Origin of the sequence: Hydrogenophaga pseudoflava NBRC 102511, from assembly GCF_001592285.1 — a bacterium.
GTDB classification, from domain to species: domain Bacteria; phylum Pseudomonadota; class Gammaproteobacteria; order Burkholderiales; family Burkholderiaceae_C; genus Hydrogenophaga; species Hydrogenophaga pseudoflava.
In genome coordinates, this window is sequence record NZ_BCWQ01000002.1 from 139,370 (window position 1) to 163,258 (window position 23,889).

A 23,889-nucleotide genomic window follows, 5' to 3' on the forward strand; every position below is an offset into this window, starting at 1 on the left:
GCTGCCCGATCAACCGATACCATCGCCCCCCAAAGGGCCTTCGGCGGCCTGAAAAACGAAGAAAAACAATGGCTCTGATCGTGGTGGCGGAAGACGACGCAGGAACAATGCGTCTCATCGAGGCGGCCCTGCACCTGCAGGGGCATGAGGTGCTGACAGCCAACAACGGGCAGTCGGCGTGGATGACCATCCGGCAGTACCGGCCGGACCTGGTCGTCAGCGACATCAACATGCCGGGTGTCAACGGCTTCGACCTGCTCAAGGCGGTGCGCGAACACGCGGCCCTGCAGCAGACCCCGTTCATCCTGCTGACCTCGCTGCAGGAGCGGCGCAACATGCGCCAGGGCATGACGCTGGGCGCCGACGACTACCTGACCAAACCCGTGCACCCGCGCGAACTGGTCGACGCGGTGGCCGCCCAGCTCAACCGCAAGGCCATGCGCACCGCGGCGCTGGAGCTGCAGGTGAAGGAGGCCGTGAACGAGGCCCTGGACGAACAGGCCTGGACCCTGCAGGAGCAGTACGAACTGCGGCTGGCCCACGAGCTGAGCGAACAGTGGCCCGGCGAGGCCCAGGGCGACCGCGAGGACTTCCACCCACAGGCCACCGTGCTGTTCGCCGACATCCGCAACGACCGCGAGTGGGCCCGCGCCCTGGACCCGCAGCAACTGGCCATGATGCTCAAGCGCTACTACGAGGGTGGCGGCGACACGGTCCACCTGTTCGGCGCCACCTCGGCCCACTTTGTCGGCGACGGGTTGCTGGCGGTGTTCACCGACCGCACGTCCAAAACCTCCGCCCACCAGGGCCTGCGCGCGGTCAAGGCCGCCTTTGGCCTGCGCAAGTCGGCCGCGGCGATGCAGGGCTGGGTGCAGCAGCAGTTCCCCGACCTGGCGCTGCCGCGCTTCGAGGCGGGCATCGCCATCCACAGCGGTCCGGTGGCGATGATGCGGCTGGACGGCCTGCTGGGCGGCGCGGCCCAGGTGCTGCCGGTGGGTGAAACTGTGGTCAACGCTCTGGCGATGCAGCGCGCCGCCGTCGGCCCGCACCCGGTGACGCTGTCGATCCCGGTGCTGCGCGCGGTGACCGGGGCGGTGCAGCCCGTCTCGCGCCACTTCGTCACCCTGCCCCAGTGTCCCGAGCCGCTGGAGGTGTGCGCCGTCGACCCCCTGCCCGCGACCTGACCCATGGCCGAGCGCGACACCCCCACGCCGGCCGGCCGCCGCCGCCTCTCGATCGGCCCGGCGCTGATTGCCGCACTGGTGCTGTCGGCGCTGATCCCGGCGGTGCTGGTGTCCTGGCTGCTCTCGTCCAACAGTTCGCAGTCCATCGACACGCTGGCCGAGAATGCGATCAGCCAGGCCGCGCACCGGGTGGACGTGGGCGCACTGGCCCATCTGGGGGAGTCGCACACCGTGGTCAACGCGCTGGTGCCGCCGGTGCCCACCAGCGGAGCCGAAGCCGAGCGCACGCGCAACTGGCTGCGCGACCCGGCCGCTTTCGAGCTGATGGCCTACGCGCTGACCCAGCAGTCGCCCAACGTGCCCTATCTGTACTACGGCACCACCGACGGCAGCTTCTTCGGGCTCGAACGCGAGGAAGGCCGTTTCGTGGTGCGCGAAATTCTGCCCGGCGAGAGCGGGCGGCGCCACTACGAGATCGACGCACCGGGCGACCGCAGCCGCCTGGTCAGGACCGAGGACACCATCTACGACCCGCGCAAGCGCCCCTGGTACCAGCTGGCCGCGAGCACCGGCAAGCGCGTGTTCACCGACGTCTACCGCTCGGCGGTCAAGAAGCAGTTCGACCTGACGCTGGCCCAGCCGATCTTCGACACCGACAACCGCACCCTGCTGGGCGTGATGGCGGTGGACATGAGCCTGGCGCGCCTGACCGAGCTGATCCGCAGCACGCGCATCAGCGAACACGCGGTGACCTATCTGGTGGACGGCCAGGGCCGCATGGTCGCGTCGTCGGTGGACGAGGAACTCAGCGAACTGGTCAACGGCCGCCACCAGCGCATCACGCCGCTGCAGAGCCGCGAGCCGCTGGTGCGCGAGTCCTACACCCAGCTGTTTGCTCCCGACCGGCAGGGCTCGCGGCGCGCACCAGGGCTGGTGCGGCTGGAGACCGAGCGCGACTGGCTGCAGCGCCTGGGCCTGACCAGCAACCGCCTGATCGCGCTGCAGCGCCCCTTCGGCGCCAAGTACGAGCTGGGCTGGCAGCTGGTGGTGGTGGCACCGGAACAAGACTTCACGGCGCAGGTGCTCCAGGCCCGGCAGTGGGCGCTGCTGGCCATGGCGGCGCTCATCGGCGTCGGTGTGCTGGGCGCCTTTCTGGTCGCCCGGCGCCTGTCGGCCCAGTTCCACCAGCTCAACAAGTCCGCCACCCAGCTGGGCTCCGGCCAGGTGCCGCCGGTGCAGGAGAAGGCGCCGTTCCGGGAGGTCCACAACCTCTCGCGCGTGATGCACGACAGCGCGCTCAAGCTGCACGCCTACAACCGCGCCATTAAGCGCAAGAACAAGGCTCTGCACGACGCCACCCTGCTGCTGGAAGAACGGGTGCGCCTGCGCACCACCGAACTGGCCACCTCGCGCGAAGAGGCGCTGGCCGCGGTGCGGGCCAAGGCCGGCTTCCTGGCGGTGATGAGCCACGAGATCCGCACCCCGCTCAACGGTGTGGTCGGCATGAGCCAGCTGCTCACCGACACAGGCCTGACACCGTCGCAGAAAGAGCTGCTGGGCGTGCTCAAGGTGTCCAGCGAACAGCTGCTGGCCGTGGTCGACGACATCCTGGACTTCTCCAAGATCGAATCGGGCAAGCTGGCGCTGGAACACCTGCCGATGGACCTGCATGCGGCCATCCAGGGCGTGTGCGACATCTCCCGGCTGCGCTGCCAGGAAAAGGGGCTGGCGCTGCGCGTCGACCTGCGCCCGGACCTGCCGCGCGCCATCGTCAGCGACATCACGCGCCTGCGCCAGGTGCTGCTGAACCTGCTGTCCAACGCGGTGAAGTTCACCCACCACGGCGAGGTCTGCCTGCGGGCCTGGGTCGAGCAGGCGGGCGAACCGCTGACCCTGGGCTTCAGCGTCAGCGACACCGGCGTCGGCATCTCGCAGCAGCGGCTGGGCGAGCTCTTCCAGCCCTTCTCGCAGGGCGACACCTCGACCGCACGCGTCTACGGCGGCACCGGCCTGGGGCTGATGATCTGCCGCCATTTGGTCGAGCGCATGGGCGGACGCATCCAGGTGAACAGCCAGACCGGCGTGGGCTCGACCTTCTCGTTCACCATCCGCGCCCAGCCGGCCCGTCCCGAGGACATCGGGGCGCCCCTGGTGCCCACGCTGCAGCTGGCCCGCAGCCCCCACCGCGTGCTGGTGGTGGACGACAACCTGACCAACCTCAAGGTGGCCTCCGCCATGCTCCACCGGCTGGGCTATCCGCACGACCTGCGCGACAACGGCCTGCGCGCGGTCGAGGCGGTGGAGCAGGCCCAGCGCGAACACCAGCCCTACGCCTTGGTGCTGATGGACAGCCACATGCCCGAGATGGACGGCGCCGCGACCACGCGCCAGATCCGCGAGCGTCTGGGGCCTGCCGCCCCCATCGTGCTGGGGGTGTCCGCGTCGAGCCTGCCGAACGACCGCACCCGCTGCCTGGAAGCGGGCATGTCGGACTACCTGGCCAAGCCGCTGGAACTGCACACGCTCGGCCAGGCGCTGCAGCGCTGGATCGAGCGCGCGCCCGCGGCCGCCAGCAGTGCCACAGGCCCGGCCCCGACCCGGCCCGCTGCGCCCTGGATCAACACCGAACGCTGGACCATGCTGGGCGAGTTCGACAACGGTGCGGGCAAGGTGCGCGGCGCCATCGTCCAGGACTTCCTGGCCGAACTGGACACGCGCATGGACGACATCCGCCAGGCCATGGCCACGCGCGACCACGAGGCGCTGGGCAATGCCGCGCACCAGCTCAAGGGCGCTGCGCTCAACACCTGCGCGGCGCGGCTGGCGCAGCTGTGCGAGGCGCTGGAGACGCGTTCTCTGGCGGAAGACCCCGAGGTCTTTGCGTACGACGGGCTGCTCGACCAGGTGGCGCAGGGCACGCGCGAGGCGCTGGTGACCACCTGACGGCGGTCAGCAGGCCGGTCCGCTCAGACCAGTTCCGGCGTCTGCACCGTCACAATCACGGTCTGCATGCGGCCGTTGCGCTCGCGCTGGCGCAGCCACCAGACCGAGCCCTTGCGCATGGTGCACTCGCCCTCGGGCAGGTTCAGCAGCTGGGCGATCACCTGGCCCAGCGTCGGCTGGTGCCCGATCACCAGCACCGGGCCGCGGCCCTCGGGCCAGCCCACCAGCGCCAGCACCGCGGCCGGGTCCGCCCCGGGCAGCAACTCGTCGCGCACGCGCAGCTTGCGGCCGAGCGCGTGGGCGGTCTGACGGGCCCGCTCGGCGGGGCTAACGTACACCTTGGCGCCGTCGGGCAATTGCCGGTCCAGCCAGGCGGCCATGCGCGCGGCCTGCTTCTCGCCGCGCGGGGTCAGGCGCCGTTCCAGGTCCAGCGGGTCGCCCTGCGCGCCCTGCTCGCCATAGGGGTGGTCCTGGGCTTCGGCGTGTCGCCAGAGGATGAGGTCCATGGGGGTCACTCCTGGGAACGGTGTCCGTAGCGGGCCATCAGCGCCGCCTGGGCCGACAGGCCCGGGCCTTCGATGGCGTCGCTGGCGCGGCGGTAGTCGCCGTCCGGCTGCAGCAGCCAGGCGTCGCGCGTGTCGTGCAGATAGGCCGACAGGCACTCGTCCTTTACACGCTGGCGCAGCGCCGGGTCGGTCACCGGCCAGGCCAGTTCGACCCGCCGCAGCATGTTGCGGTTCATCCAGTCGGCGCTGGAGAGCCAGAGCTCCTCCTCGTCGCCGAACCGGAAATAGAACACCCGCGAATGCTCCAGCAGACGGCCGATCACCGAGCGCACGCGCACCCGGTCGGTCACGCCGGGCACCTGCGCTGGCAGGATGCAGGCGCCGCGCACGATGAGGTCGATCGAAGCCCCGCGCTGCGAAGCGATCGCCAGTGCGCGCGCCATGGGCTCGTCGGTCAGGGCGTTCATCTTGAGGATGATGCGCGCGTCCTGGCCGGACTGGGCCGCCAGCCCTGCCCGTTCGACCCGCTCCAGCATGGCCTTGTGCAGGTGGAAGGGCGCGATCAGGGCGCTCTTCAGGCGCGGCAGCCGGCTCTGGCTGGCCAGGTGCAGGAACACCTGCTCCATGTCCGCGGTGAGCGACTTGTCCGCGGTGAGGTAGCTCAGGTCGGTGTACAGGCGCGCCGTGCCGGGGTTGTAGTTGCCGGTGGAGAGGTGGCCGTAGCGGCGCAGCACCCCGCCCTCGCGGCGCGTGACCAGCAGCATCTTGGCGTGGGTCTTGAGGCCCACCACGCCATACACCACCTGGGCGCCCACCGATTCCAGCCGCTCGGCGTAGTTGATGTTGGCCTCTTCGTCGAAGCGCGCCTTGAGCTCGACCACCGCGGTCACTTCCTTGCCGCGCCGCACCGCCTCGCGCAGCAGCTCGATCATCTCGGCCTTGCTGCCGGTGCGGTAGATGGTCTGCTTGATGGCCAGCACGTCGGGGTCGTTGACCGCCTCGCGCAGGAAGGCCAGCACCGCGTCGAAGCTCTCGTAGGGCTGGTGGATCAGCACGTCGCCCTGCTGCATGCGCTCGAAGAAGGACTGGCCCGGCACCAGCTGGACCGGCCAGCCCGGCGTGTGCTGCTCAAAGCGCAGCGCGGGCTGGTCGACCTGGTCGATCAGCTGGTTCAGGCGCACCAGGTTCACCGGCCCGGGCACGCGGAACAGCGCCTGCGGCGGCAGCGCGAACTGCTCCAGCAGGAAGCTGGAGAGGAACTCGGAACAGCCCGCCGACACCTCCAGCCGCAGCGCCTCGCCGTAGTGGCGGTGCTGCAGACCCACACGCAGGGCGGTGCGCAGGTTCTTCACCTCTTCCTCGTCCACAGCCAGATCCGAGTGCCGCGTCACGCGGAACTGTGAAAACTCCGTCACCTGCCGGCCGGGGAACAGGTCGGCCAGGTGCGAGCGGATCAGGCTGGAAATGGAGACAAAGACCGTCTTTTTCGAACCCTTGGACCCGGGCACGCGCACATAGCGCGGCAACACGCGCGGCACCTTGACGATGGCGACCTCGTTTTCGCGCCCGAAGGCGTCGCGCCCCTTGAGGCGCACGATGAAGTTGAGCGACTTGTTCGCCACCTGCGGGAACGGGTGCGCCGGGTCGAGGCCCACCGGCATCAGCAGTGGCTGCACCTCGCGCTCGAAATACGCCTTGACCCAGCGGCGCTGGGCGGCGTCGCGCTCGCCGTGCGAGACCAGCTCGACGCCCTGCTTCTGCAGCAGCGGCAGCAGCTCGTCGTTGTAGATCGCGTACTGCTGCGCCACCAGTTCGTGCAGCTGGGCGCTCAGGCGCACATAGTCGTCCGCCGTCTGCGGGCCGCGCGGCTCGTTGGCATTGAAGGCGGCCAGATGCGGCGCCATGCGCACCTCGAAGAACTCGTCGAGGTTGCTGGAGACGATGCACAGGTAGCGCAGGCGCTCCAGCAGCGGCACCTGTTCGCGCCGCGCCCAGTCCAGCACGCGTTCGTTGAAGGCCAGGATGCTGTGGTCCCGGTCGAGAAAGGTCAGGCTGGGGGTGGGCGGGTTCATCAATGACGATTATTCGACCAGCCGATGACGTTTGTGTGACAGAACGGCGCGGCGCTGCCCGGGCAGCCGCACCAGGTGGGAGAGGAACAGATCGGCCACCCGCCCCCAGCCAAAGTCCAGCGCGCGCTGGCGGGCCTGGTGGCGGCGCACGCGCAGCGCCTGCGACCAGGCCTCGCGCAGGTCGGTGTGCATCGCGCCGGCGGGGGAGTCGCCGATCACCTCCAGCGGGCCGTCCACCGGGTAGGCGGCCACGGGCAGGCCGGTGGCCATGGCTTCGAGCATCACCAGGCCGAAGGTCTCGTGCAGGCTGGGGAACACGAACACGTCGGCCGCGGCGTAGACCTCGGCCAGCTCGCGCCGCGCCAGCAGCCCCACCCAGTGCACGCCGGGGTAGCGGTCGCGCAGGGCCTGCTCCAGCGGACCCACGCCACACACCACCTTGCTGCCCGGGATGTCCAGGTCCAGGAACGCCTGGAGGTTCTTTTCGTGCGAGAGGCGGCCGACGAACAGGCTCACCGGCCGCGCCAGGTGGCCCAGCCCGGGGCATTCGCGCGGCTCGGGGTGGAACGCGAACAGCTGGGTGTCCACGCCATGGGTCCAGTCGCGCAGGTTGGCAAAGCCCCGCTGCTCCAGCAGGCGGCGCACCCCGCCGGTGGGCACCATCACCCCGCGGCTGGGCCGGTGGAAGCGCCGCAGCAGGGCATAGCCCCAGGATGCCGGTACGCCCAGCGCGAGCTGCAGCATCTCGGGAAAACGGGTGTGGAAGGCGGTGGTGAACGGCCAGCCGCGGCGCAGGCAGTGGCGCCGCGCGGCCCAGCCCAGCGGGCCTTCGGTGGCGATGTGGATGGCGTCGGGCTGGGCCTCGTCCATCAGCCGCCGCAGGCGCGCGCCCGGGAACAGGGCGAGGTCGATGCCGGCGTAGCCGGGGCACGGCCGCGTGCGGAACTGCCCGGGGTGGATCACCGTCAGCTCGTGCCCGGCGCCCTGCAGGTGCCGGACCAGCTCCACCAGCGTGGTGACCACGCCGTTGACCTGGGGCTGCCAGGCGTCGGTCACCAGCAGGATCTTCATGCGGGTGCCAGAACCCCCGGGATCGCCTGGGGCTCCTTCAGCGGCAGGGTCAGGCCGCCGTGCCCCATCGGGTGCCAGTGCACCAGCTCCAGCCGGCCGTCCTGGTGCTCGACCAGGGCCGAGAGGCTCTCGACCCAGTCGCCGTCGTTGGCGTAGAGCGTGCCGTCGATGGTGCGCATCTCGGGGCGGTGGATGTGGCCGCAGACCACACCGTGGTAGCCGCGCTCGCGCGCCTCCGCGGCCACGGCGCGCTCGAAGTCGTTGACGTGGCTGACCGCGCGCTTGACCTTGTGCTTGAGGTACTGCGAGAGCGACCAGTAGGGCAAGCCCAGCTTGTGGCGGATGCGGTTGAAGTGGCGGTTGAGTTCGAGCGTGACGCCGTAGGCCCAGTCGCCCACGTGGGCCAGCCACTTGGCGCACTGGATCACGCCGTCGAAGTGGTCACCGTGGATCACCCAGAGGTGGCGGCCATCGGCGGTGGTGTGCACCGCCTCGTTGGCCACCTCGATGCCGCCGAAGTGCATGCCGTCGAACTGGCGCGCGAACTCGTCGTGGTTGCCCGGCACGAACACCACGCGGCAGCCCTTGCGAGCGCGGCGCAGCAGCTTCTGCACCACGTCGTTGTGCGACTGCGGCCAGAACCAGCGCCGCCGCATCTGCCAGCCATCGACGATGTCACCGACCAGGTACAGCGTGTCGCTGGGGTGGTGCTTGAGAAAGTCGAGCAAGGCATCGGCTTGACACCCCGGTGTTCCTAGATGCACATCGGAAATGAACACAGCCCGCAGCGACAACGCCGCCGGAGAAGATGTCTCATCCAGTGGAGCCGTGGAACCGGCTATGCCGGGCCACAGGCTCCGCCCCCCTGGGGGGGTGACGCCGAAGGCGGCGCGGGGGGGAGCCATTTCAGACTCCGAAGTGGCGCCGGTACCGCGCCGGCATGTCCGCGATGCGCATGATCATCGGCAGGTCGGCGGCGTTGAAGTCCGGGTCCCAGGCCGGCGGGCCCATGACCTTGGCACCCAGGCGCAGGTAGCCCTTGATCAGCGCCGGCGGTTCCACCTCCAGCGAGCCGTCCAGCCGGTCCACCGGCAGCGGCAGCCGGGGCCGCACGTGGCAGTCGATCGGGGCCATGTGCTTGTCCTTCACCTGGCGCCAGATGCTGGCCGCCGCGTGGCCGCCGCCGATCATGCCGTGCGGGCCTTCGTACTGCATGGGGATGCTGGCGCAGCCGATCATGGTGTCCAGCCGGTTGCGCTGCATGAAGGCCGCGAGCGCGCCCCACAGGGCCATGATCACGCCGCCCTGGCGGTGGTCGCGGTGCACGCAGCTGCGGCCCAGTTCCACCATGCTCTCGCGCAGCGGGCGCAGGCGCACCAGGTCGAACTCGGTGTCGCTGTAGGTGCTGCCGGCGCGCTTGGCCTGCTGGGGGGTCAGCACGCGGTAGGTGCCGATGACCTTGCGCGTGGCGCCGTCGCGCACCAGCAGGTGCTCGCAGTAGTCGTCGAACAGGTCGACGTCGTGGCCGGGCACGGCGTTGGAGAGAATGGCCCCCATCTCGCCGGCGAACACCTCGTACCTCAGGCGCTGCGCCTCACGAACCTCGTCCAGGTGCCGCGCCCAGCCGACGTCGATGCCGGCCGGCGCCTGGACCACCGCACCGGGGACCACCACCGCAGCGGGAGCGTCCGTGCGTGGGTGAAGTGACCTCCGGAAGTCGGGCAGCGGCGACAGGTCCAGCGTCGGGGTGGGCAGTTCTCGCATGGTGGGCTCCTGGGTGGGGATGGCGTCCACAACGGACGCTGGGTGGATGGATCGCTTGCTCATGGCCACGATGCTCCGGCCCCGCCATGTCCTTCCCGTGGCATCCCGATGAAACTTTTTTGACGTTGCAGGCCCGCCCCACAAACTGCCGCACAAGCGTCATCAAACTTTCACAGCCGCCGCACAGACTCCACGCGTTTTCCATCAACCCACGCGGAACCGACATGAGCCACAAAACCGAATCGCACTTCAACAACGAAGCGTCGAACACCTCCAGCAACCCGGCCTTCGAACAGGTCCTGGAAACCCGCCTGAGCCGCCGCAGCCTGTTCCGCGGCGCGGGGCTGGCGGGTGCCGCCGTGGGCGCCGCGTCTGTCACCGGCTGCGCCACCACCATGGGCAGCGGCAGCGCCACCCAGCTGGACCGCCTGGGCTTCAAGGCCGTGCCCAAGAGCCTGGCCGACAAGGTGATCGTGCCCGAGGGCTACACCGCCCAGGTGATCTACGCCCTGGGCGACCCGCTGGCCGCCGGTGTCGCGCCGTTCAAGAACGACGGCACAGACACCCAGTTCGAGCAGCGCGCCGGCGACCACCACGACGGCATGGAGTGGTTCGGCCTGGACGCGCAGAGCAAACCTTCGGCCAGCTACAACAGCCGCGGCATCCTGGGCATCAACCACGAAGCCACCACCGACGAGAAGCTGGCCTCCTTCTTCATCCACGCCAATGGCGGCACCGCCACCCTGCCCCGCCCGGCCGCCGAGATCGACAAGGAGCTGGCCATCCATGGCCTGTCCTTCGTCGAGGTGCAGTCCGATGGCAAGCGCTGGGCCTACAAGGCCGCCTCTCCGTTCAACCGCCGCATCACCACCATGACCCCGGCCGTTGTGCACGGCCCGGCCCGTGGCAGCGAGCACCTGGTCACCAAGTACAGCCCCGACGCCACCGCCTGCCGCGGTACCCTCAACAACTGCGGCACCGGCAAGACGCCCTGGGGCACCTTCGTCAGCGGTGAAGAAAACTGGTTCGGCTACTTCTTCCGCGACGCCAAGGACGATGACGCGCGCAAGAAGGACAAGCAGGTGCAGGCGCTCAAGCGCTACGGCCGCAAGGCCGGTGACGCCAGCCGCCACGGCTGGGAGAGCGGTGGCAGCGACGACCGCTTCGCGCGCTGGAACAACAGCGCCATCGGCGCCTCGGCCAAGGACGACTACCGCAATGAGATGAACACCTTCGGCTATGTGGTCGAGGTGGACGCCTACGACACCGCCGCCCCGATGCGCAAACGCACCGGCCTGGGCCGCTTCGCCCACGAGAGCGTGGCCTTTGCCAAGCCGGTGGCCGGCCAGCCCATCGTGGCCTACATGGGCGACGACGCCCGCGGCGAGTACATCTACAAGTTCGTCTCCGACGCCAAATGGGACCCGAAGGACGCACGGCCGGCCAACCGCCTGGCCGCCGGTGACAAGTACCTCGACAAGGGCACCCTGTTCGCCGCCCGCTTCAAGGGCGACGGCACCGGCCAGTGGCTGGAACTGTCGATGAACAACCCGCAGATCGCCAACAGCTCCTACTTCGAGTTCAAGAGCAACGCCGACGTGGCCATCTTCACCCGCCTGGCCGCCGACGCTGCGGGCGCCACCAAGATGGACCGCCCGGAATGGAACGGCGTGCACCCGCGCACCGGCGAGGTCTACTTCACGCTGACCAACAACAGCGCCCGCACCGCCGCCACCGCCGACGCCCCCAACCCGCGCGTCTACACCGACATGAAGGGCAGCAAGGAGCAGAAGGGCAACGTGCACGGCCACATCGCGCGCCTGGCCGACGCCTCGCCCGCCGGTCTGACGTTCAAGTGGGACATCTATGTGTTCGGTGCCGAGGCCGACGCCGACAAGGCCACCGTCAACCTGTCCAGCCTGACCGACGAGAACGACATGTCCGCGCCCGACGGCCTGGTGTTCAGCCCCGCCACCGGCATCTGCTGGATCCAGACCGACGACGGCGCCTACACCGACAAGACCAACTGCATGATGCTGGCCGCCATACCCGGCAAGCAGGGCGACGGCGCGGCCCGCACCATCAAGCACGGCGACCGGGAAGTCACCACCTACGTGGGCAAGACCCCGACGCCGTCGACGCTGGCGCGCTTCCTGGTCGGCCCCAAGGACTGCGAGATCACCGGCTGGTGCGAAACGCCCGATGGCCGCGCGGTGTTCATCAACATCCAGCACCCGGGTGAAGGCACCAAGATGGCCGACGTGACCAACCCGTCGAAGTACACCAGCCAGTGGCCTGCCAACGCCGGCTACGGCGCCGGCCAGCGCCCGCGCTCGGCCACCATCGTCATCACCAAGAACGACGGCGGCGTCATCGGCAGCTGATGGGCGGCACCATGAACGGCGACACCCTGGCCCGGACGGACCAGCAGATCGCGCAGCTGCGCGAGGACCTGCTCGACTCGATGGACGAGGAGTTCGAGCTGGAGATGGAGGACCGGCTGGGCGAGGACGCACGGCGCCCCGGCGCCAGCGCCTCCAGCCGCATCCACTACTTCCGCGAGCTGTTCCGGCTGCAGGGTGAGCTGGTCAAGCTGCAGGACTGGGTGGTCGCGACCGGGCACCGGGTCGTGATCATCTTCGAGGGCCGCGACGCCGCGGGCAAGGGCGGCGTGATCAAGCGCATCACCCAGCGGCTGAACCCGCGGGTCTGCCGCGTGGTCGCGCTGCCGGCGCCCAACGACCGCGAGCGCACGCAGTGGTACTTCCAGCGCTACGTGACGCACCTGCCGGCCGGCGGCGAGATCGTGCTGCTGGACCGCAGCTGGTACAACCGCGCGGGCGTCGAGAAGGTCATGGGCTTCTGCAGCGACGAGCAGTACGAGGCCTTCTTCCGCGACGTGCCCGAGTTCGAGAAGATGCTGGTGCGCAACGGCATCCAGCTCATCAAGTACTGGTTCTCGATCTCCGACGAGGAGCAGCACCTGCGCTTCATGGGCCGCATCCACGACCCGCTCAAGCAGTGGAAGCTCAGCCCGATGGACCTCGAGTCGCGCCGCCGCTGGGAGCTCTACACCAAGGCCAAGGAGGTGATGCTGGAGCGCACCCACATCCCCGAATCGCCCTGGTGGGTGGTGCAGGCGGACGACAAGAAGAAGGCGCGGCTGAACTGCATCCACCACCTGCTGGGCCAGATACCCTACCACGAGATCGAGCGCCCGGCCATCGTGCTGCCGCAGCGCGAACGGCACGAGGACTACAAACGCCAGGCGGTGCCGGTGGACATGATGGTTCCTGCCATCTACTGAATGGAGACACCACGCCGCGACCAGCGGCGTGTTTTCACCCCAATGTTTCAACTATCATTGAAATATGGAAACAATCACACCCGCCGAACAGCAGGCCCTGAGCGCCCTCACCGCCCTCTCCCAGGTGGTGCGCCTGCGCGCCTTCCGCGAACTGGTGGTGGCCGGCCCGGCCGGCATGACACCGGGCGCCATCGCCGAGCGCCTGGGCGTCGCGCCCAGCTCGCTGTCCTTCCACCTCAAGGAACTGGTGCACGCCGACCTGGTGAGCGCCGAGCCGCAGGGCCGCAACCTCATCTACCGCGCCCACTTCGACCGCATGAACGCCCTGCTCGGTTACCTCACCGAGCACTGCTGCGGCGGGCAAGCATGCGAGGTCGCGCCCCCGGCCTGCACCGACTGCGGAGACCCGGCATGAACCTGGCCGACGCGCTCAACCTCGGCTGCGCCTGCCAGACGCTGGAAACGCCGCGCCTGCGCGAGCAGCTGGAGACCGAACCCGCGCTGGCCGGCCTCACCGCGCGGCTGGCCGAAAGCCACCCGCACCTGTTCTCGCGCTCGGCGGTGTTCCTGGATGCCGGGGTGATGGACCAGATCACCGACGCGGTGGCCGCGCTGGAGCGCGTGATCGCCCTGCCCGGCTGGCAGCAGCAGGCGCTGGACCGCGCACCGCCGATCGCGCGCCTGGACCACGGCCCTGCCGGGGTCTTCATGGGCTACGACTTCCACTTGGCCGACGGCGGGCCGCGCCTGATCGAGATCAACAGCAACGCTGGCGGCGCCTTGCTCAACGCCGCCCTGGCGCGGGCGCACCGGGCCTGTTGCGAATCGTTCCAGCAGGTGTTCGACCCGCGGGACCGGCTGCGCCACCTTGACGAGGCCTTCGTCGCCATGTTCCGCGCCGAGTGGCAGGCGCAGCGCGGCGATGCGCCGCTGCGCAACATCCTGATCGTGGACGACGCGCCCGAGGCCCAGTACCTGGCGCCCGAATTCCAGATGGCGCGCGCGCTGTTCGCTGCGCACGGCCTGACCGCTGTGGTGGCCGACCCGCGCGAACTGCAGTGGCGCGATGGCGCGCTCTGGCACCCTGCCCTGCCCGCCGGCACGCCGGTGGACCTGGTCTACAACCGGCTGACCGACTTCTACCTGCAGGACGGTGGCCACGAGGCGTTGCAACAGGCCTATCTGGCCGGCGCCGCCGTGGTCACGCCCCACCCGCGCACCCACGCGCTGTACGCCGACAAGCGCAACCTGGTCACCCTGTCCGACGCCGCGCTGCTCGAACGCTGGGGCGTGAACGAAGCGGACCGTGCCCTGCTGCGCCGCGTGGTGCCCGCCACGCAGCGCGTCACCGCCGACCACGCCGAGGCGCTCTGGGCGCAGCGGCGCGGGCTGTTTTTCAAACCCGCGGCCGGCTTCGGCGCCCGCGCCGCCTACCGCGGCGACAAGCTCACCCGGCGCGTGTGGAGCGAGATCCTGGCCGGCGACTACGTGGCCCAGGCCACCGTGCCGCCCAGCGAACGCCTGGTGTCGGTGGAAGGCCAGACGACCCGGCTCAAACTGGACCTGCGCGCCTACACCTACCGCGGCCAGGTGCAGCTGCTGGCCGCCCGCACCTGGGCCGGCCAGACCACCAACTTCCGCACCGAAGGCGGCGGCTTCTCACCCGTGGTGGTGCTGCCGCGCGCCCTCTGACTTTTCCTGCACCCTCCACCATGAACGTCCTCTTCCTCTGCACCCACAACTCCGCCCGCTCCATCCTGGCCGAAGCGGCGCTCAACCACCTGGGCCGCGTCGGCGGCGAACAGCGCTTCCGGGGCTTCTCCGCCGGCAGCAGCCCGCGCGAGAACCAGCAGCCCAACCCGCTGGCCCTGCGCGCGCTGCAGGACGCGGGCATCGCCACCGAAGGCCTCTCCAGCAAGAGCTGGGACGTCTTCGCCCTGCCCGACGCGCCGCACATGGACCTCGTCATCACCGTCTGCGACAACGCGGCGGGTGAGGTCTGTCCCTTCTGGCCCGGCCAACCGGCCACCGCGCACTGGGGCTACCCCGATCCGTCCAACGTGACCGGCTCCGAGGAAGAACGCCTGGACGCCTTCAAGCAGACCCTGCTCGCGATCCGCCGCCGGCTGGAGCTGCTGATCAACCTGCCGGCCAGCGGCGTGGACCGGTTGCGCCTGCAGCAGGCCGCGCGCGACCTGGCACAGAAGGGCTGACGCGATGGGACTCTTTGAACGCTACCTCACCGTCTGGGTCGGCCTGGGCATCCTGGCCGGCGTGGGCCTGGGCCTGCTCACACCTGCCACCTTCGCCGCCATCGCCGCGGTCGAGTTCGCGCACGTCAACCTGATCGTGGCGGTGCTCATCTGGGTGATGATCTATCCGATGATGATCCAGATCGACTTCGCGGCCGTGCGCGACGTCGGCAAACGACCGCAGGGCCTGCTGCTCACCGTGGTCATCAACTGGCTGGTCAAGCCCTTCACCATGGCGGCGCTGGGCGTGCTGTTCTTCCGCGTCGTGTTCGCAGACTGGGTCGACCCGCAATCGGCCAGCGAGTACATCGCCGGCATGATCCTGCTGGGCGTGGCGCCCTGCACCGCCATGGTCTTCGTGTGGAGCCAGCTCACCAAAGGCGACCCCAACTACACCCTGGTGCAGGTGTCGGTGAACGACCTGATCATGGTCTTTGCGTTTGCCCCCATCGCCGCCTTCCTGCTCGGCGTGACCGACCTCACCGTGCCCTGGCAGACGCTGCTGCTGTCCACCGTGCTGTATGTGGTGCTGCCGCTGGTGGCCGGCGTGCTGACCCGGCGCTGGTGGCTGGCGCGCGGCGGCGAGGCGGCCGTGAACGCTTTCGTGAAGCGGCTCAAGCCCTGGTCGGTGGTTGGCCTGATCGCCACCGTGGTGCTGCTGTTCGGCTTCCAGGCCCAGACCATCGTCGCCCAACCCGCGGTGATCGGCCTGATCGCCATCCCGCTGCTGATACAGACCTACGGCATCTTTGCCATCGGTTACCTGGGTGCGCGCTGGCTGAAATTGCCGCACGACATCGCCGCGCCGGCCTGCCTGATCGGCACCTCCAACTTCTTCGAACTGGCGGTCGCTGTGGCCATTTCCCTCTTCGGCCTGCACTCGGGCGCGGCCCTGGCCACGGTGGTCGGCGTGCTGGTGGAGGTGCCGGTGATGCTGTCGCTGGTGGCCTTCCTGAACCGCAACCAGCACCGCTTCGGAACGGCGCGGACCAGGCCCACGCACTGACCCCGCTCACTACAATCGACCGCAGCGACGCGGTCGTCCCCACACGGGGCTCCGCCATGCTGCACCGACCACGCACCAAGGAGCCCCCATGCCCTCTTCACGACTGGCCCTGACCCTGGGCACCGCGACCCTCGTGCTGATGGGCTGCTCCAGCATCTCGCTGGACCAGCCTGCCCCCAAGGCGGATGCCGCTGGCAGCGGCAGCGACGTGCGGGTCGTGCGGTCCTACGACAACAGTTTCGACGGCGAAATCAGCGGCACGCCCGCGCCCGAGAGCCGCTTCGCCAAGGTGAAGATCGGCATGGAGCTGGAACAGGTCTACAAGCTGATCGGCGAGCCCGACCAGCTCTACAACCACACCACCGGCAAGAACTGGATTCCCTTCTACTTCGGCGCCGACGGCCAGCGCATCGTCACCCACTACCGCGGCGAAGGCTGCCTGACCTACAGCGCGGGCGGCGTGTTCAACGGCAAGAAGCAACTGCTGCGCATGGACGTCGACGCCGCCGGCCAGTGCTACAAGCCCTGATGTCCGGCGCACCATCCGGCGGTCTGCAAGCAGCTCCACTGCGTTTGCAGGTCCACCCCGGCGAACAAGGGCCCGCAGGTCTGGGCGTCTCGGCCTCCCTGGACCTGGTGGCGTCCGACGACGGGCCGGGCTGGCTGCTGCGCTACCGGCTGGAAGGCGATATCGACGCGCTGGCCCTTCCTCCGCCCGCCGTGGGCGCCACCGACGGCCTCTGGCGCCACACCTGCCTGGAAGCCTTTGTGCAGGACGGCGACGGTCCAAGCTACCACGAGTTCAACCTCTCACCCTCGGGGCAGTGGGCGGTCTACCGCTTCAGCGCCGAACGCCAGCGCGTGCCCGGCGACGCGCCACCGCCCAGCGGGCCGACGATCACCACCGAACGCTCCGCCGATTCGCTGGTGCTGCAGGCCTGGCTGCCCGGCGCGCTGCTGCCCGCACGACCAACCGCCATCGGCCTGACCGCGGTCATCGAAACCCTCGGTGGCCAGATCAGCCACTGGGCGTTGCACCACCCGCGCGCCGACCGGCCCGACTTCCACCACAGCGCCGGTTGGACCTTCCGCCCCGCCCTGCCCCCGTTTCCACCCGCCCCTCCGTCCGCATGAAATTCGGCCTCGAACGTTTCCTCGAAGACCCCGCCCTGCGCGCTCCGCTGGCCGGCCGCCGTGTCGCGCTGCTCGCCCACCCGGCCTCGGTCACGCGCGACCTCACCCATTCGCTCGACGCGCTGGCCGCCCTGCCCGATGTGAAGCTCAGCGCCGCCTTCGGCCCGCAGCACGGCCTGCGCGGCGACAAGCAGGACAACATGGTCGAGTCGCCCGACTTCACCGACCCGCGCCTGGGCATCCCGGTGTTCAGCCTGTACGGCGAGGTGCGCCGCCCGACCGACGCGATGATGGACACGTTCGATGTGCTGCTGGTGGACCTGCAGGACCTGGGCTGCCGCATCTACACCTTCATCACCACGCTGCGCTACGTGCTGGAAGCCGCCGCACAGCATGGCAAGGCGGTCTGGGTGCTAGACCGCCCCAACCCCGCCGGCCGCCCGGTGGAAGGCACGCTGCTGCGCGAAGGCTGGGAGAGCTTCGTCGGCGCCGGCCCCATGCCCATGCGCCACGGCATGACCATGGGCGAACTGGGTCACTGGTTCATCGACCTGCTCAAGCTCGACGTGGAGTACCGCGTCATCACCATGGACGGCTGGCGGCCCGACGAGGGTCCCGGCTACGGCTGGCCCATGAGCGCCGATGACCAGCGGACCTGGGTCAACCCCAGCCCCAATGCCGCCAACCTCTGGATGGCCCGCGCCTACGCCGGCACCGTGATGCTCGAAGGCACCTCGCTCAGCGAAGGCCGCGGCACCACGCGCCCGCTGGAGCTCTTCGGCGCGCCCGACATCGACACCACCCGCCTGCTGGCCGACATGCGCCGCATCGCGCCGCAGTGGCTGGCCGGCTGCCGGCTGCGCGCCTGCTGGTTCGAGCCGACCTTCCACAAGCACGTGGGCAAGCTCTGCGCGGGCGTGCAGATCCACGTTGAAGACCCGCAGCACTACGACCACGCAGCCTTCAAGCCCTGGCGCCTGCAAGCCCTGGCCTTCAGAGCCGTACGCGAGCAGGCCTTCGACTACCCGCTCTGGCGCGATTTCCCCTACGAGTACGAGCGCGACCGCTTGGCCATCGACCTCATCAACGGAGGACCGGCGCTGCGCGAGTGGGTGGACGACATGAACGCCACGGCCGACGATCTGGAAGCTGTCGCCGCGCCCGATGAAGCGGCGTGGACGGAAGCCCGTCGGCCGTTCCTGCTCTACTGAGGCGAAAAGGCCGCTTGCGCCCCCGCTTGAAGCAACCGGTGCTGGCCTGGCCTAGCGCGGTGCCAGCACCACCTTGCTGACCGACCCCATGTCGTATTGAACGACCTGCCGGACCCACGACGCCCGGGTCGCCCGCAGCTTCTCTGCCACCTGGGGCTGGCCCGAATGAAAGCGCTGCGCCACCTGCAGCGACACCAGACCGCGACCGTCCGGACTCTTCACGTAGCGAAAAACGTTGAACTCCATGATGTCCTGCCCGTCGGTCCAGGTGAGAAAGTCGATGGTGGCATCGGTCTTCGCCTCGTTGCTCATCACACTCGTGCGAGCCTGGGGATTGGCCTTCATGACCACCTGTTCAAGCCGCAGGGCCGCTGCCACCGGGTCATTGCCCAGAAACGGCATCTGCTGGTATCGAAGGCCGACCAGCCGGGTCCAGTTGTTCAAGCTCTCCGTGGGGCGCACAAATTCCACCAGCCGGTCACCCTTGGATGGTGCGCCGACAAACTGCTGCGCGTAGTCCTCACCATCAAACCGGAACACCGAGGACTGCGCCCACAGCGCCGCACTGGGCAGCACGCACAACAAGCCGCAAACCCATCTTCTTTTCATCATCGCTCACTCCCCCTGAACACCATCCCTGCCGTGCGCGAAGCCCTGCGGCGCGCCGCACACACGTACGCTTGTGTTCAGCTGGCACCCAGCCACTTCTGCATGAACTGCGCCGTGCCCATCGCCGGGTCCAGCTGGTAGCCCTCGTAGCCGATGCGCCGGTAGAGCTTGACCGCCGGCGCGTTGCCCGAGAGCACCTCCAATGTCATCTTCACCGCGCCACGTTCCACTGCGATGCGCTCGGCCTCGGCCAGCATGGCCTCGGCAATGCCGCGCCCCCGGTGGCTGGCGAGCACGGCCACATCGTGCACGTTCACCAGCGGCTTGCACTTGAACGACGAAAATCCTTCGATGCAGTTGACCAGCCCCACCGGCTGCTCACCGTCGAATGCGAGCACGCTGTAGGCCTGCGGGCGCGCAGCCAGCTCGCGTGCCAGATTGGCCTTGACGAAATCGGACAAGGGCTCGCCGCCGCCCGCCGGGTCGCTGGCGTAGGCATCGAGCAGGGCCACCACCGCGGCCGCGTCGGACGGGTGGCCGTAGTCGGCCTGCCGGACAGAGAACGCCGCCGCCATCAGAGCGCCTTCACCGCAGCGACCAGGCGCTCGGCGCAGGCCTGGGCCTGTGCCGCATCGCGGGCCTCGACCATCACCCGCAGCAGCGGTTCGGTGCCGCTGGCGCGTATCAGCACGCGCCCCGTCTCGCCCAGTTCGGCCTCGACCGCTTTCGTCTCGGCGGCCAGCGCCGGATTGTTTTTCCAGTCTTCCTGGCCGGGCTGCAGCCGCACATTGATCAGCGTCTGCGGGAACAGGGTCACATCGGCCAGCAGCTGCGCCATGGACTGCCCGCTGCCGGCGCAGGCCTGCATCACCTGCAGCGCCGAGACCAGGCCATCGCCCGTGGTGTGTTTGTCCAGCACCAGCAGGTGGCCCGAACCCTCACCGCCCAGGATCCAGCCGTGGCGCTCCAGTTCTTCGAGCACGTAACGGTCGCCCACCCGGGCGCGCACGAACTTGACGCCCTTCTTCCGGAACGCCACCTCGACGGCCATGTTGGTCATCAGCGTGCCCACCACACCGGGCACGTCGATGTCGCGCGCGATGCGGTCCGAGGCAATCAGGTAGAGCAGCTCGTCGCCGTTGAACAGGCGGCCACTGGCGTCCACCAGCTGCAAACGGTCGGCGTCGCCGTCCAGCGCCACACCGTAGTCGGCGCCGGTCGCCTGCACAGCGGCCACCAGCGCCTGCGGGTGGGTCGCGCCCACCTCGTGGTTGATGTTCAGGCCATCGGGCGCGCAGCCGATGCGCACGACCTCGGCACCGAGCTCGTGGAACACCGCGGGCGCGATCTGGTAGGCCGCGCCGTGGGCGGCGTCCACCACGATCTTCAGTCCCTTGAGCGTCAGATCGTTGGGAAAGGTGCTCTTGCAGAACTCGATGTAGCGGCCGGCGGCATCGTCCATGCGGCGCGCCTTGCCCAGATTGCGCGAATCGGCCCAGACCGGGTCCTTGTCGAGCTCGGCTTCGACTGCCAGCTCCCAGTCGTCCGAGAGCTTGTTGCCCTGGGCGCTGAAGAACTTGATGCCGTTGTCACCAAACGGGTTGTGGCTGGCGGAAATCACCACGCCGAGGCTCGCACGCTGCGCCCGTGTCAGGTAGGCCACCGCGGGCGTGGGCACCGGGCCCAGCAGCACCACATCGACACCCGCCGAGTTGAAACCGGACTCCAGCGCCGACTCCAGCATGTAGCCCGAGATCCGGGTGTCCTTGCCGATCAGCACCGTCGGGTGCTCTTCGCTGCGCTTGAGCACACGCCCCACGGCGTGGGCCAGCTTGAGAACGAAGTCGGGGGTGATCGGGGCCTGACCGACGGTGCCACGGATGCCGTCGGTGCCGAAGTATTTGCGCGTCATGCGATGGATTTTAGGGTGCCCTACCGGACCGCTCGACTCGCTCAGCGCTCCAGATGCGCCAGCATCGCATCAATCTCGCCACCGATGCCCGCCAGCCCGGTGTACTCCGCTGGCGGACTCGACACCTTGTTTCGGTCGGCGTCCGTCTGTCGTGCCAGCGACTCCTGGACGCTGGGCACGGTCTCTGGCAGCTCAATCGGTGCCACCGCGGGCGGTGGCGCTGACCGTGTCGGAGGCGTCACCACCGGCGGGTCGGTCGCCAGGGTCAGCAGGGGTACGTCGACCTTGGGCAGCAGCCGCTCCTTGAACGCCGTCTCCTTGAAGTAGCGGATCTTGTCCGACATCACCGGATGCGCCATGCCCTCCACCAGCAGGATCTGCTTGTCGTCACCCATGGCCTTGAGCTCCTGCGGCAGCATCAGCGCCCGGCGCTCCTCGCTTTCGCTGCGGGTGTAGCTGCTCTCGCGCGAGCGGCTGCGGCTCACGCTGTCCTTGCGCATGCCGGTGTAACCCAGCATCTCGCTGTATTCGTTGGCATCCTGCTGCTCGCGCGGCGCGAAGATGATGCGCAGCGCGTGGTTGGTCATGATGGTGCGCGCGTTCTCCTTGCCGTAGGTCGACTCCAGCTGCGCCATGCTCTGGATGATGGGCATCAGGCGCAGGTTGTAACCCGCCATGAAGCTCACCGCGCTGGCGATGATGTCGACGCGGCCGATGCTGGTGAACTCGTCCATCAGCAGCAGGCACTGGTGCTTGAGCTCGGGATTGGCCTGCGGCAGCTCTCGCGTGTTCTGGTTGATCAGCTGGCTGAAGAACAGGTTGAGGATCAGGCGGCTCTCGGCCAGCTTGTTGGGCTGGATAGCGACGTAGATGCTCATCTTCTTCTTGCGCACGTCGCGCAGGTCGAAGTCGTTGCCGCTGGTGGCGGCGTCCACCACCGGGTTCAGCCAGGGGTTCAGCGGCTCCTTGAAGGTGCCCATGATGCTGGCGAAGGTCTCGTTGGCCTGCCCCAGTAGTGTGGCGAAGGCGGTGCGCGCACTGGGGCTCAGGTGCGGCCAGGCCGCCAGCTCCGCCAGGTAGGCCTTGAACTCCTGGCCGGGGCGCCCCGACGCCAGGCGGTAGAGCCCGCCCATGGTCGGTTCCTGGAAAGGCACCCCGTACTGCTCGGCCAGGTAGGCCGCCTGTTCGTAGGCATACAGCGCGAACGCGACGAAGGCGTTCTGCGCCTGGTTGGCCCAGAACGGGTCCTTGTGCAGGTCCGACACCGGGTACAGCATGGCCGCGATGCTCTGCACGTCGCTGATGCGGAACGCCGGATCGCGCGAGACGTAGGACAGCGGGTTCCAGCGGTGCGTGCGCCGGTCCTCGGCGAACGGGTTGAACAGGTAGACGGACTGCCCGTAGCGAGCCCGAAAGCCGCTGGTGAGCTCGAAGTTCTCCTGCTTGATGTCCAGCACCACCACCGAGCCCTGGTAGCTCAGCAGGTTGGGAATGACGATGCCCACCCCCTTGCCCGAGCGCGTGGGCGCGGCCAGCAAGGCGAACTGCTGCCCATTGAAGTAGACGAACTGCCCGTCTTTCTTGCCCACCACCAGCGCCGTGTCCTCGGCCCGCAGCATCTTGCGCGACCGCAGGTCGGCCATGGTGGCGAAGCGGGCCTCGCCGTAGAGGCTCGGCTTCCGGCGCAACAACACGGCGAGCGCCAGCGCTGCCAGCGCCAGCAAGGGCACACCAAATCCCACCAGGCCACTGCTCTTGATGACCGGGCCATGCTTGGGCGCATCGGCGTAGGCGGCCAGGTAGCGCCAGTAGTCGAACGCGCCGATGCGCTCCAGCGGCAGGCCCAGGCGCCAGGCCATCAGCCACCCGCTGAAATAGGTTCCCGCCACCAGTGCCAACACCAGCAGCACCAGCACGCCCCAGCCTAGGAAACGCCTCATTGCCGGACCTTGGCACCTTTGACTTCGCCCAGGCGCGCCATCTGGTCCTTGTAGCGCCTCAGCTGGTCGCGGGCCCACTCGTACCGGCACAGCTCGACCGAGGCGGGCAGCGCCTTGACGGGCACGGCCTGCTCGCGGGACTGCGTCGCGCAACGCGCATCGCGGTACTCGCGCCACCGGCTGTGGTCCAGGTCCTGGTGGCGCGCATAGGACTGCGCATAGCTCTTGCCGTGCTCGGCCTGCAGCGACTGCATACGGCCCGCCCGGTAGTCGCGCACGAGGGTCAGCAGGGCCTTGTCCTGCTCGATGCGCGCGCGGCGGCAGGCCACCAGCTCGGGCGCCCCGCTGTCGCACACCGCGTCCACCCGGTCGGGCGCTGCCCCGCGCCGCGCCGCCGCCGGTGTGCCGCGCACCCAGCGCCCGCTGGCAGCCACATAGCAGTGGCTCTCCACCTTCGGGCTCCCCGAGGCGCCGGCCACCTTCAACGACACGCAGTTCGGTGCCGAAGGCTGGATCTCTCCCGCGTTGGACACCAGATCAATCTGCGCATAACGCCCGGTTTTCGGATCGAACTGGTAGAGGCTGTCCACCGGCAGCTTGCCGTCCATGGCGTACAGGCGCGTGACCTTGAAGTCCAGCAGCCCGTCGCCATTGAAGTCCCTGAACTGCAGCCATCCGCTGGCGTCCAGCCGCTCGCGCGGCATCTCGAAGGCGTGCGGAAGCGCCTGCAGTTCCTTGCCATCCTGCGTCACCACGATGTAGCCCGACCCCACCTCGCCCTCGGCGGCATCGGCCTTGTCGTCGAACTCGAAGCTGAACGCAAGCTCCGGCGCCTCGTGCCCGACCTTCTGGGTCATGGTGTCGAGACCCTGGGCCTGTGGGCGCAGGAAATCCAGGGACAACGGGGCACACGCCACCAGGGACAGCAGCAGCGCAAGGCTGCTGGCGCTTCTCAAAACCTTCTTCATGTCCTCACTC

Annotated in this window: 21 protein-coding genes; 11 read left to right on the forward strand and 10 right to left on the reverse strand. The window is 69.0% G+C overall.

Translation table 11 applies throughout. From position 1 onward, the window contains the following. The first annotated feature begins 68 nt into the window (after window positions 1–68). Both HPS01S_RS03540 and HPS01S_RS03545 read left to right on the forward strand, forming a co-directional pair. Entirely contained in the window at window positions 69–1,184 is a 1,116-nt protein-coding gene (locus HPS01S_RS03540) for a response regulator (RefSeq protein ID WP_066151316.1), read from the forward strand. 3 nt (window positions 1,185–1,187) lie between these two features. Further along, complete coding sequence (locus tag HPS01S_RS03545; protein WP_066151318.1) at window positions 1,188–4,127, forward strand: hybrid sensor histidine kinase/response regulator; 2,940 nt, start codon at window positions 1,188–1,190, stop codon at window positions 4,125–4,127. A gap of 23 nt (window positions 4,128–4,150) precedes the next feature. Here the strand turns inward: HPS01S_RS03545 and HPS01S_RS03550 are convergent, their stop codons facing one another. The 5 genes from HPS01S_RS03550 to HPS01S_RS03570 are packed head-to-tail and all read right to left on the reverse strand — an operon-like array spanning window position 4,151 to window position 9,540. Further along, window positions 4,151–4,633, reverse strand: coding sequence for a SixA phosphatase family protein (locus HPS01S_RS03550; RefSeq protein WP_066151319.1), 483 nt, complete (start codon window positions 4,631–4,633; stop codon window positions 4,151–4,153). 5 nt (window positions 4,634–4,638) lie between these two features. Continuing rightward, entirely contained in the window at window positions 4,639–6,705 is a 2,067-nt protein-coding gene (gene ppk1 / locus HPS01S_RS03555) for a polyphosphate kinase 1 (protein WP_066151322.1), read from the reverse strand. 9 nt (window positions 6,706–6,714) lie between these two features. Then, window positions 6,715–7,776, reverse strand: coding sequence for a glycosyltransferase family 4 protein (locus HPS01S_RS03560; protein WP_066151324.1), 1,062 nt, complete (start codon window positions 7,774–7,776; stop codon window positions 6,715–6,717). Then, on the reverse strand, window positions 7,773–8,681 hold the full coding sequence (locus tag HPS01S_RS03565; protein ID WP_084397008.1) for a UDP-2,3-diacylglucosamine diphosphatase: 909 nt from the start codon (window positions 8,679–8,681) through the stop codon (window positions 7,773–7,775). The genes HPS01S_RS03560 and HPS01S_RS03565 overlap by 4 nt, the downstream gene beginning before the upstream one ends. Window position 8,682: 1 nt before the next feature. Continuing rightward, window positions 8,683–9,540: a GNAT family N-acetyltransferase gene (locus HPS01S_RS03570; protein WP_066151788.1), complete on the reverse strand. Its 858-nt coding sequence runs from the start codon at window positions 9,538–9,540 to the stop codon at window positions 8,683–8,685. A 224-nt stretch (window positions 9,541–9,764) separates the two neighbouring features. Between HPS01S_RS03570 and HPS01S_RS03575 the strand changes: the two genes are divergently transcribed. The 9 genes from HPS01S_RS03575 (at window position 9,765) to HPS01S_RS03615 (ending at window position 18,450) form a co-directional block, all read left to right on the forward strand. Continuing rightward, window positions 9,765–11,924, forward strand: a complete 2,160-nt coding sequence (locus HPS01S_RS03575; protein WP_066151326.1) for a PhoX family protein — start codon at window positions 9,765–9,767, stop codon at window positions 11,922–11,924. Between the two features lie 11 nt (window positions 11,925–11,935). Then, on the forward strand, window positions 11,936–12,847 hold the full coding sequence (ppk2, locus tag HPS01S_RS03580) for a polyphosphate kinase 2 (protein ID WP_066151790.1): 912 nt from the start codon (window positions 11,936–11,938) through the stop codon (window positions 12,845–12,847). A gap of 64 nt (window positions 12,848–12,911) precedes the next feature. Further along, window positions 12,912–13,262 carry an ArsR/SmtB family transcription factor gene (locus HPS01S_RS03585; RefSeq protein ID WP_066151327.1) on the forward strand — a complete coding sequence of 117 codons (351 nt, stop codon included), beginning with the start codon at window positions 12,912–12,914 and terminating at the stop codon, window positions 13,260–13,262. After that, a complete protein-coding gene (locus HPS01S_RS03590; RefSeq protein ID WP_066151329.1) occupies window positions 13,259–14,539 on the forward strand; it encodes a hypothetical protein in 1,281 nt (426 codons plus the stop codon). Before HPS01S_RS03585 ends, HPS01S_RS03590 begins: the two co-directional genes overlap by 4 nt. 20 nt (window positions 14,540–14,559) lie before the next feature. Next, a complete protein-coding gene (locus HPS01S_RS03595) occupies window positions 14,560–15,060 on the forward strand; it encodes an arsenate reductase ArsC (protein ID WP_066151331.1) in 501 nt (166 codons plus the stop codon). Between the two features lie 4 nt (window positions 15,061–15,064). Further along, on the forward strand, window positions 15,065–16,105 hold the full coding sequence (gene arsB / locus HPS01S_RS03600) for an ACR3 family arsenite efflux transporter (protein WP_066151332.1): 1,041 nt from the start codon (window positions 15,065–15,067) through the stop codon (window positions 16,103–16,105). 88 nt (window positions 16,106–16,193) lie between these two features. After that, window positions 16,194–16,634 carry a hypothetical protein gene (locus tag HPS01S_RS03605; protein ID WP_066151335.1) on the forward strand — a complete coding sequence of 147 codons (441 nt, stop codon included), beginning with the start codon at window positions 16,194–16,196 and terminating at the stop codon, window positions 16,632–16,634. Window positions 16,635–16,678: 44 nt separating this feature from the next. After that, entirely contained in the window at window positions 16,679–17,239 is a 561-nt protein-coding gene (locus tag HPS01S_RS03610) for a DOMON-like domain-containing protein (protein WP_066151337.1), read from the forward strand. After that, window positions 17,236–18,450, forward strand: coding sequence for an exo-beta-N-acetylmuramidase NamZ family protein (locus HPS01S_RS03615; RefSeq protein ID WP_066151339.1), 1,215 nt, complete (start codon window positions 17,236–17,238; stop codon window positions 18,448–18,450). Before HPS01S_RS03610 ends, HPS01S_RS03615 begins: the two co-directional genes overlap by 4 nt. A 51-nt stretch (window positions 18,451–18,501) precedes the next feature. On the opposite strand, the gene HPS01S_RS03620 is transcribed toward HPS01S_RS03615, so the two are convergent. The 5 genes from HPS01S_RS03620 to HPS01S_RS03640 all read right to left on the reverse strand — a co-directional run bounded on the left by HPS01S_RS03620 (window position 18,502) and on the right by HPS01S_RS03640 (window position 23,879). Continuing rightward, the gene (locus HPS01S_RS03620) at window positions 18,502–19,062 is read right to left on the reverse strand and encodes an HI_0983 family protein (RefSeq protein ID WP_157576067.1); all 561 of its coding nucleotides are present in this window, start codon (window positions 19,060–19,062) and stop codon (window positions 18,502–18,504) included. 74 nt (window positions 19,063–19,136) lie between these two features. Beyond that, window positions 19,137–19,634 carry a GNAT family N-acetyltransferase gene (locus HPS01S_RS03625; RefSeq protein ID WP_066151341.1) on the reverse strand — a complete coding sequence of 166 codons (498 nt, stop codon included), beginning with the start codon at window positions 19,632–19,634 and terminating at the stop codon, window positions 19,137–19,139. Further along, window positions 19,634–20,971: a phosphoglucosamine mutase gene (gene glmM / locus HPS01S_RS03630; protein ID WP_066151343.1), complete on the reverse strand. Its 1,338-nt coding sequence runs from the start codon at window positions 20,969–20,971 to the stop codon at window positions 19,634–19,636. The genes HPS01S_RS03625 and glmM overlap by 1 nt, the downstream gene beginning before the upstream one ends. Before the next feature lie 41 nt (window positions 20,972–21,012). Further along, entirely contained in the window at window positions 21,013–22,911 is a 1,899-nt protein-coding gene (locus HPS01S_RS03635) for a type IV secretory system conjugative DNA transfer family protein (protein WP_084397010.1), read from the reverse strand. Then, window positions 22,908–23,879 carry a hypothetical protein gene (locus HPS01S_RS03640; protein ID WP_066151345.1) on the reverse strand — a complete coding sequence of 324 codons (972 nt, stop codon included), beginning with the start codon at window positions 23,877–23,879 and terminating at the stop codon, window positions 22,908–22,910. Before HPS01S_RS03640 ends, HPS01S_RS03635 begins: the two co-directional genes overlap by 4 nt. Window positions 23,880–23,889 lie beyond the last annotated feature (10 nt).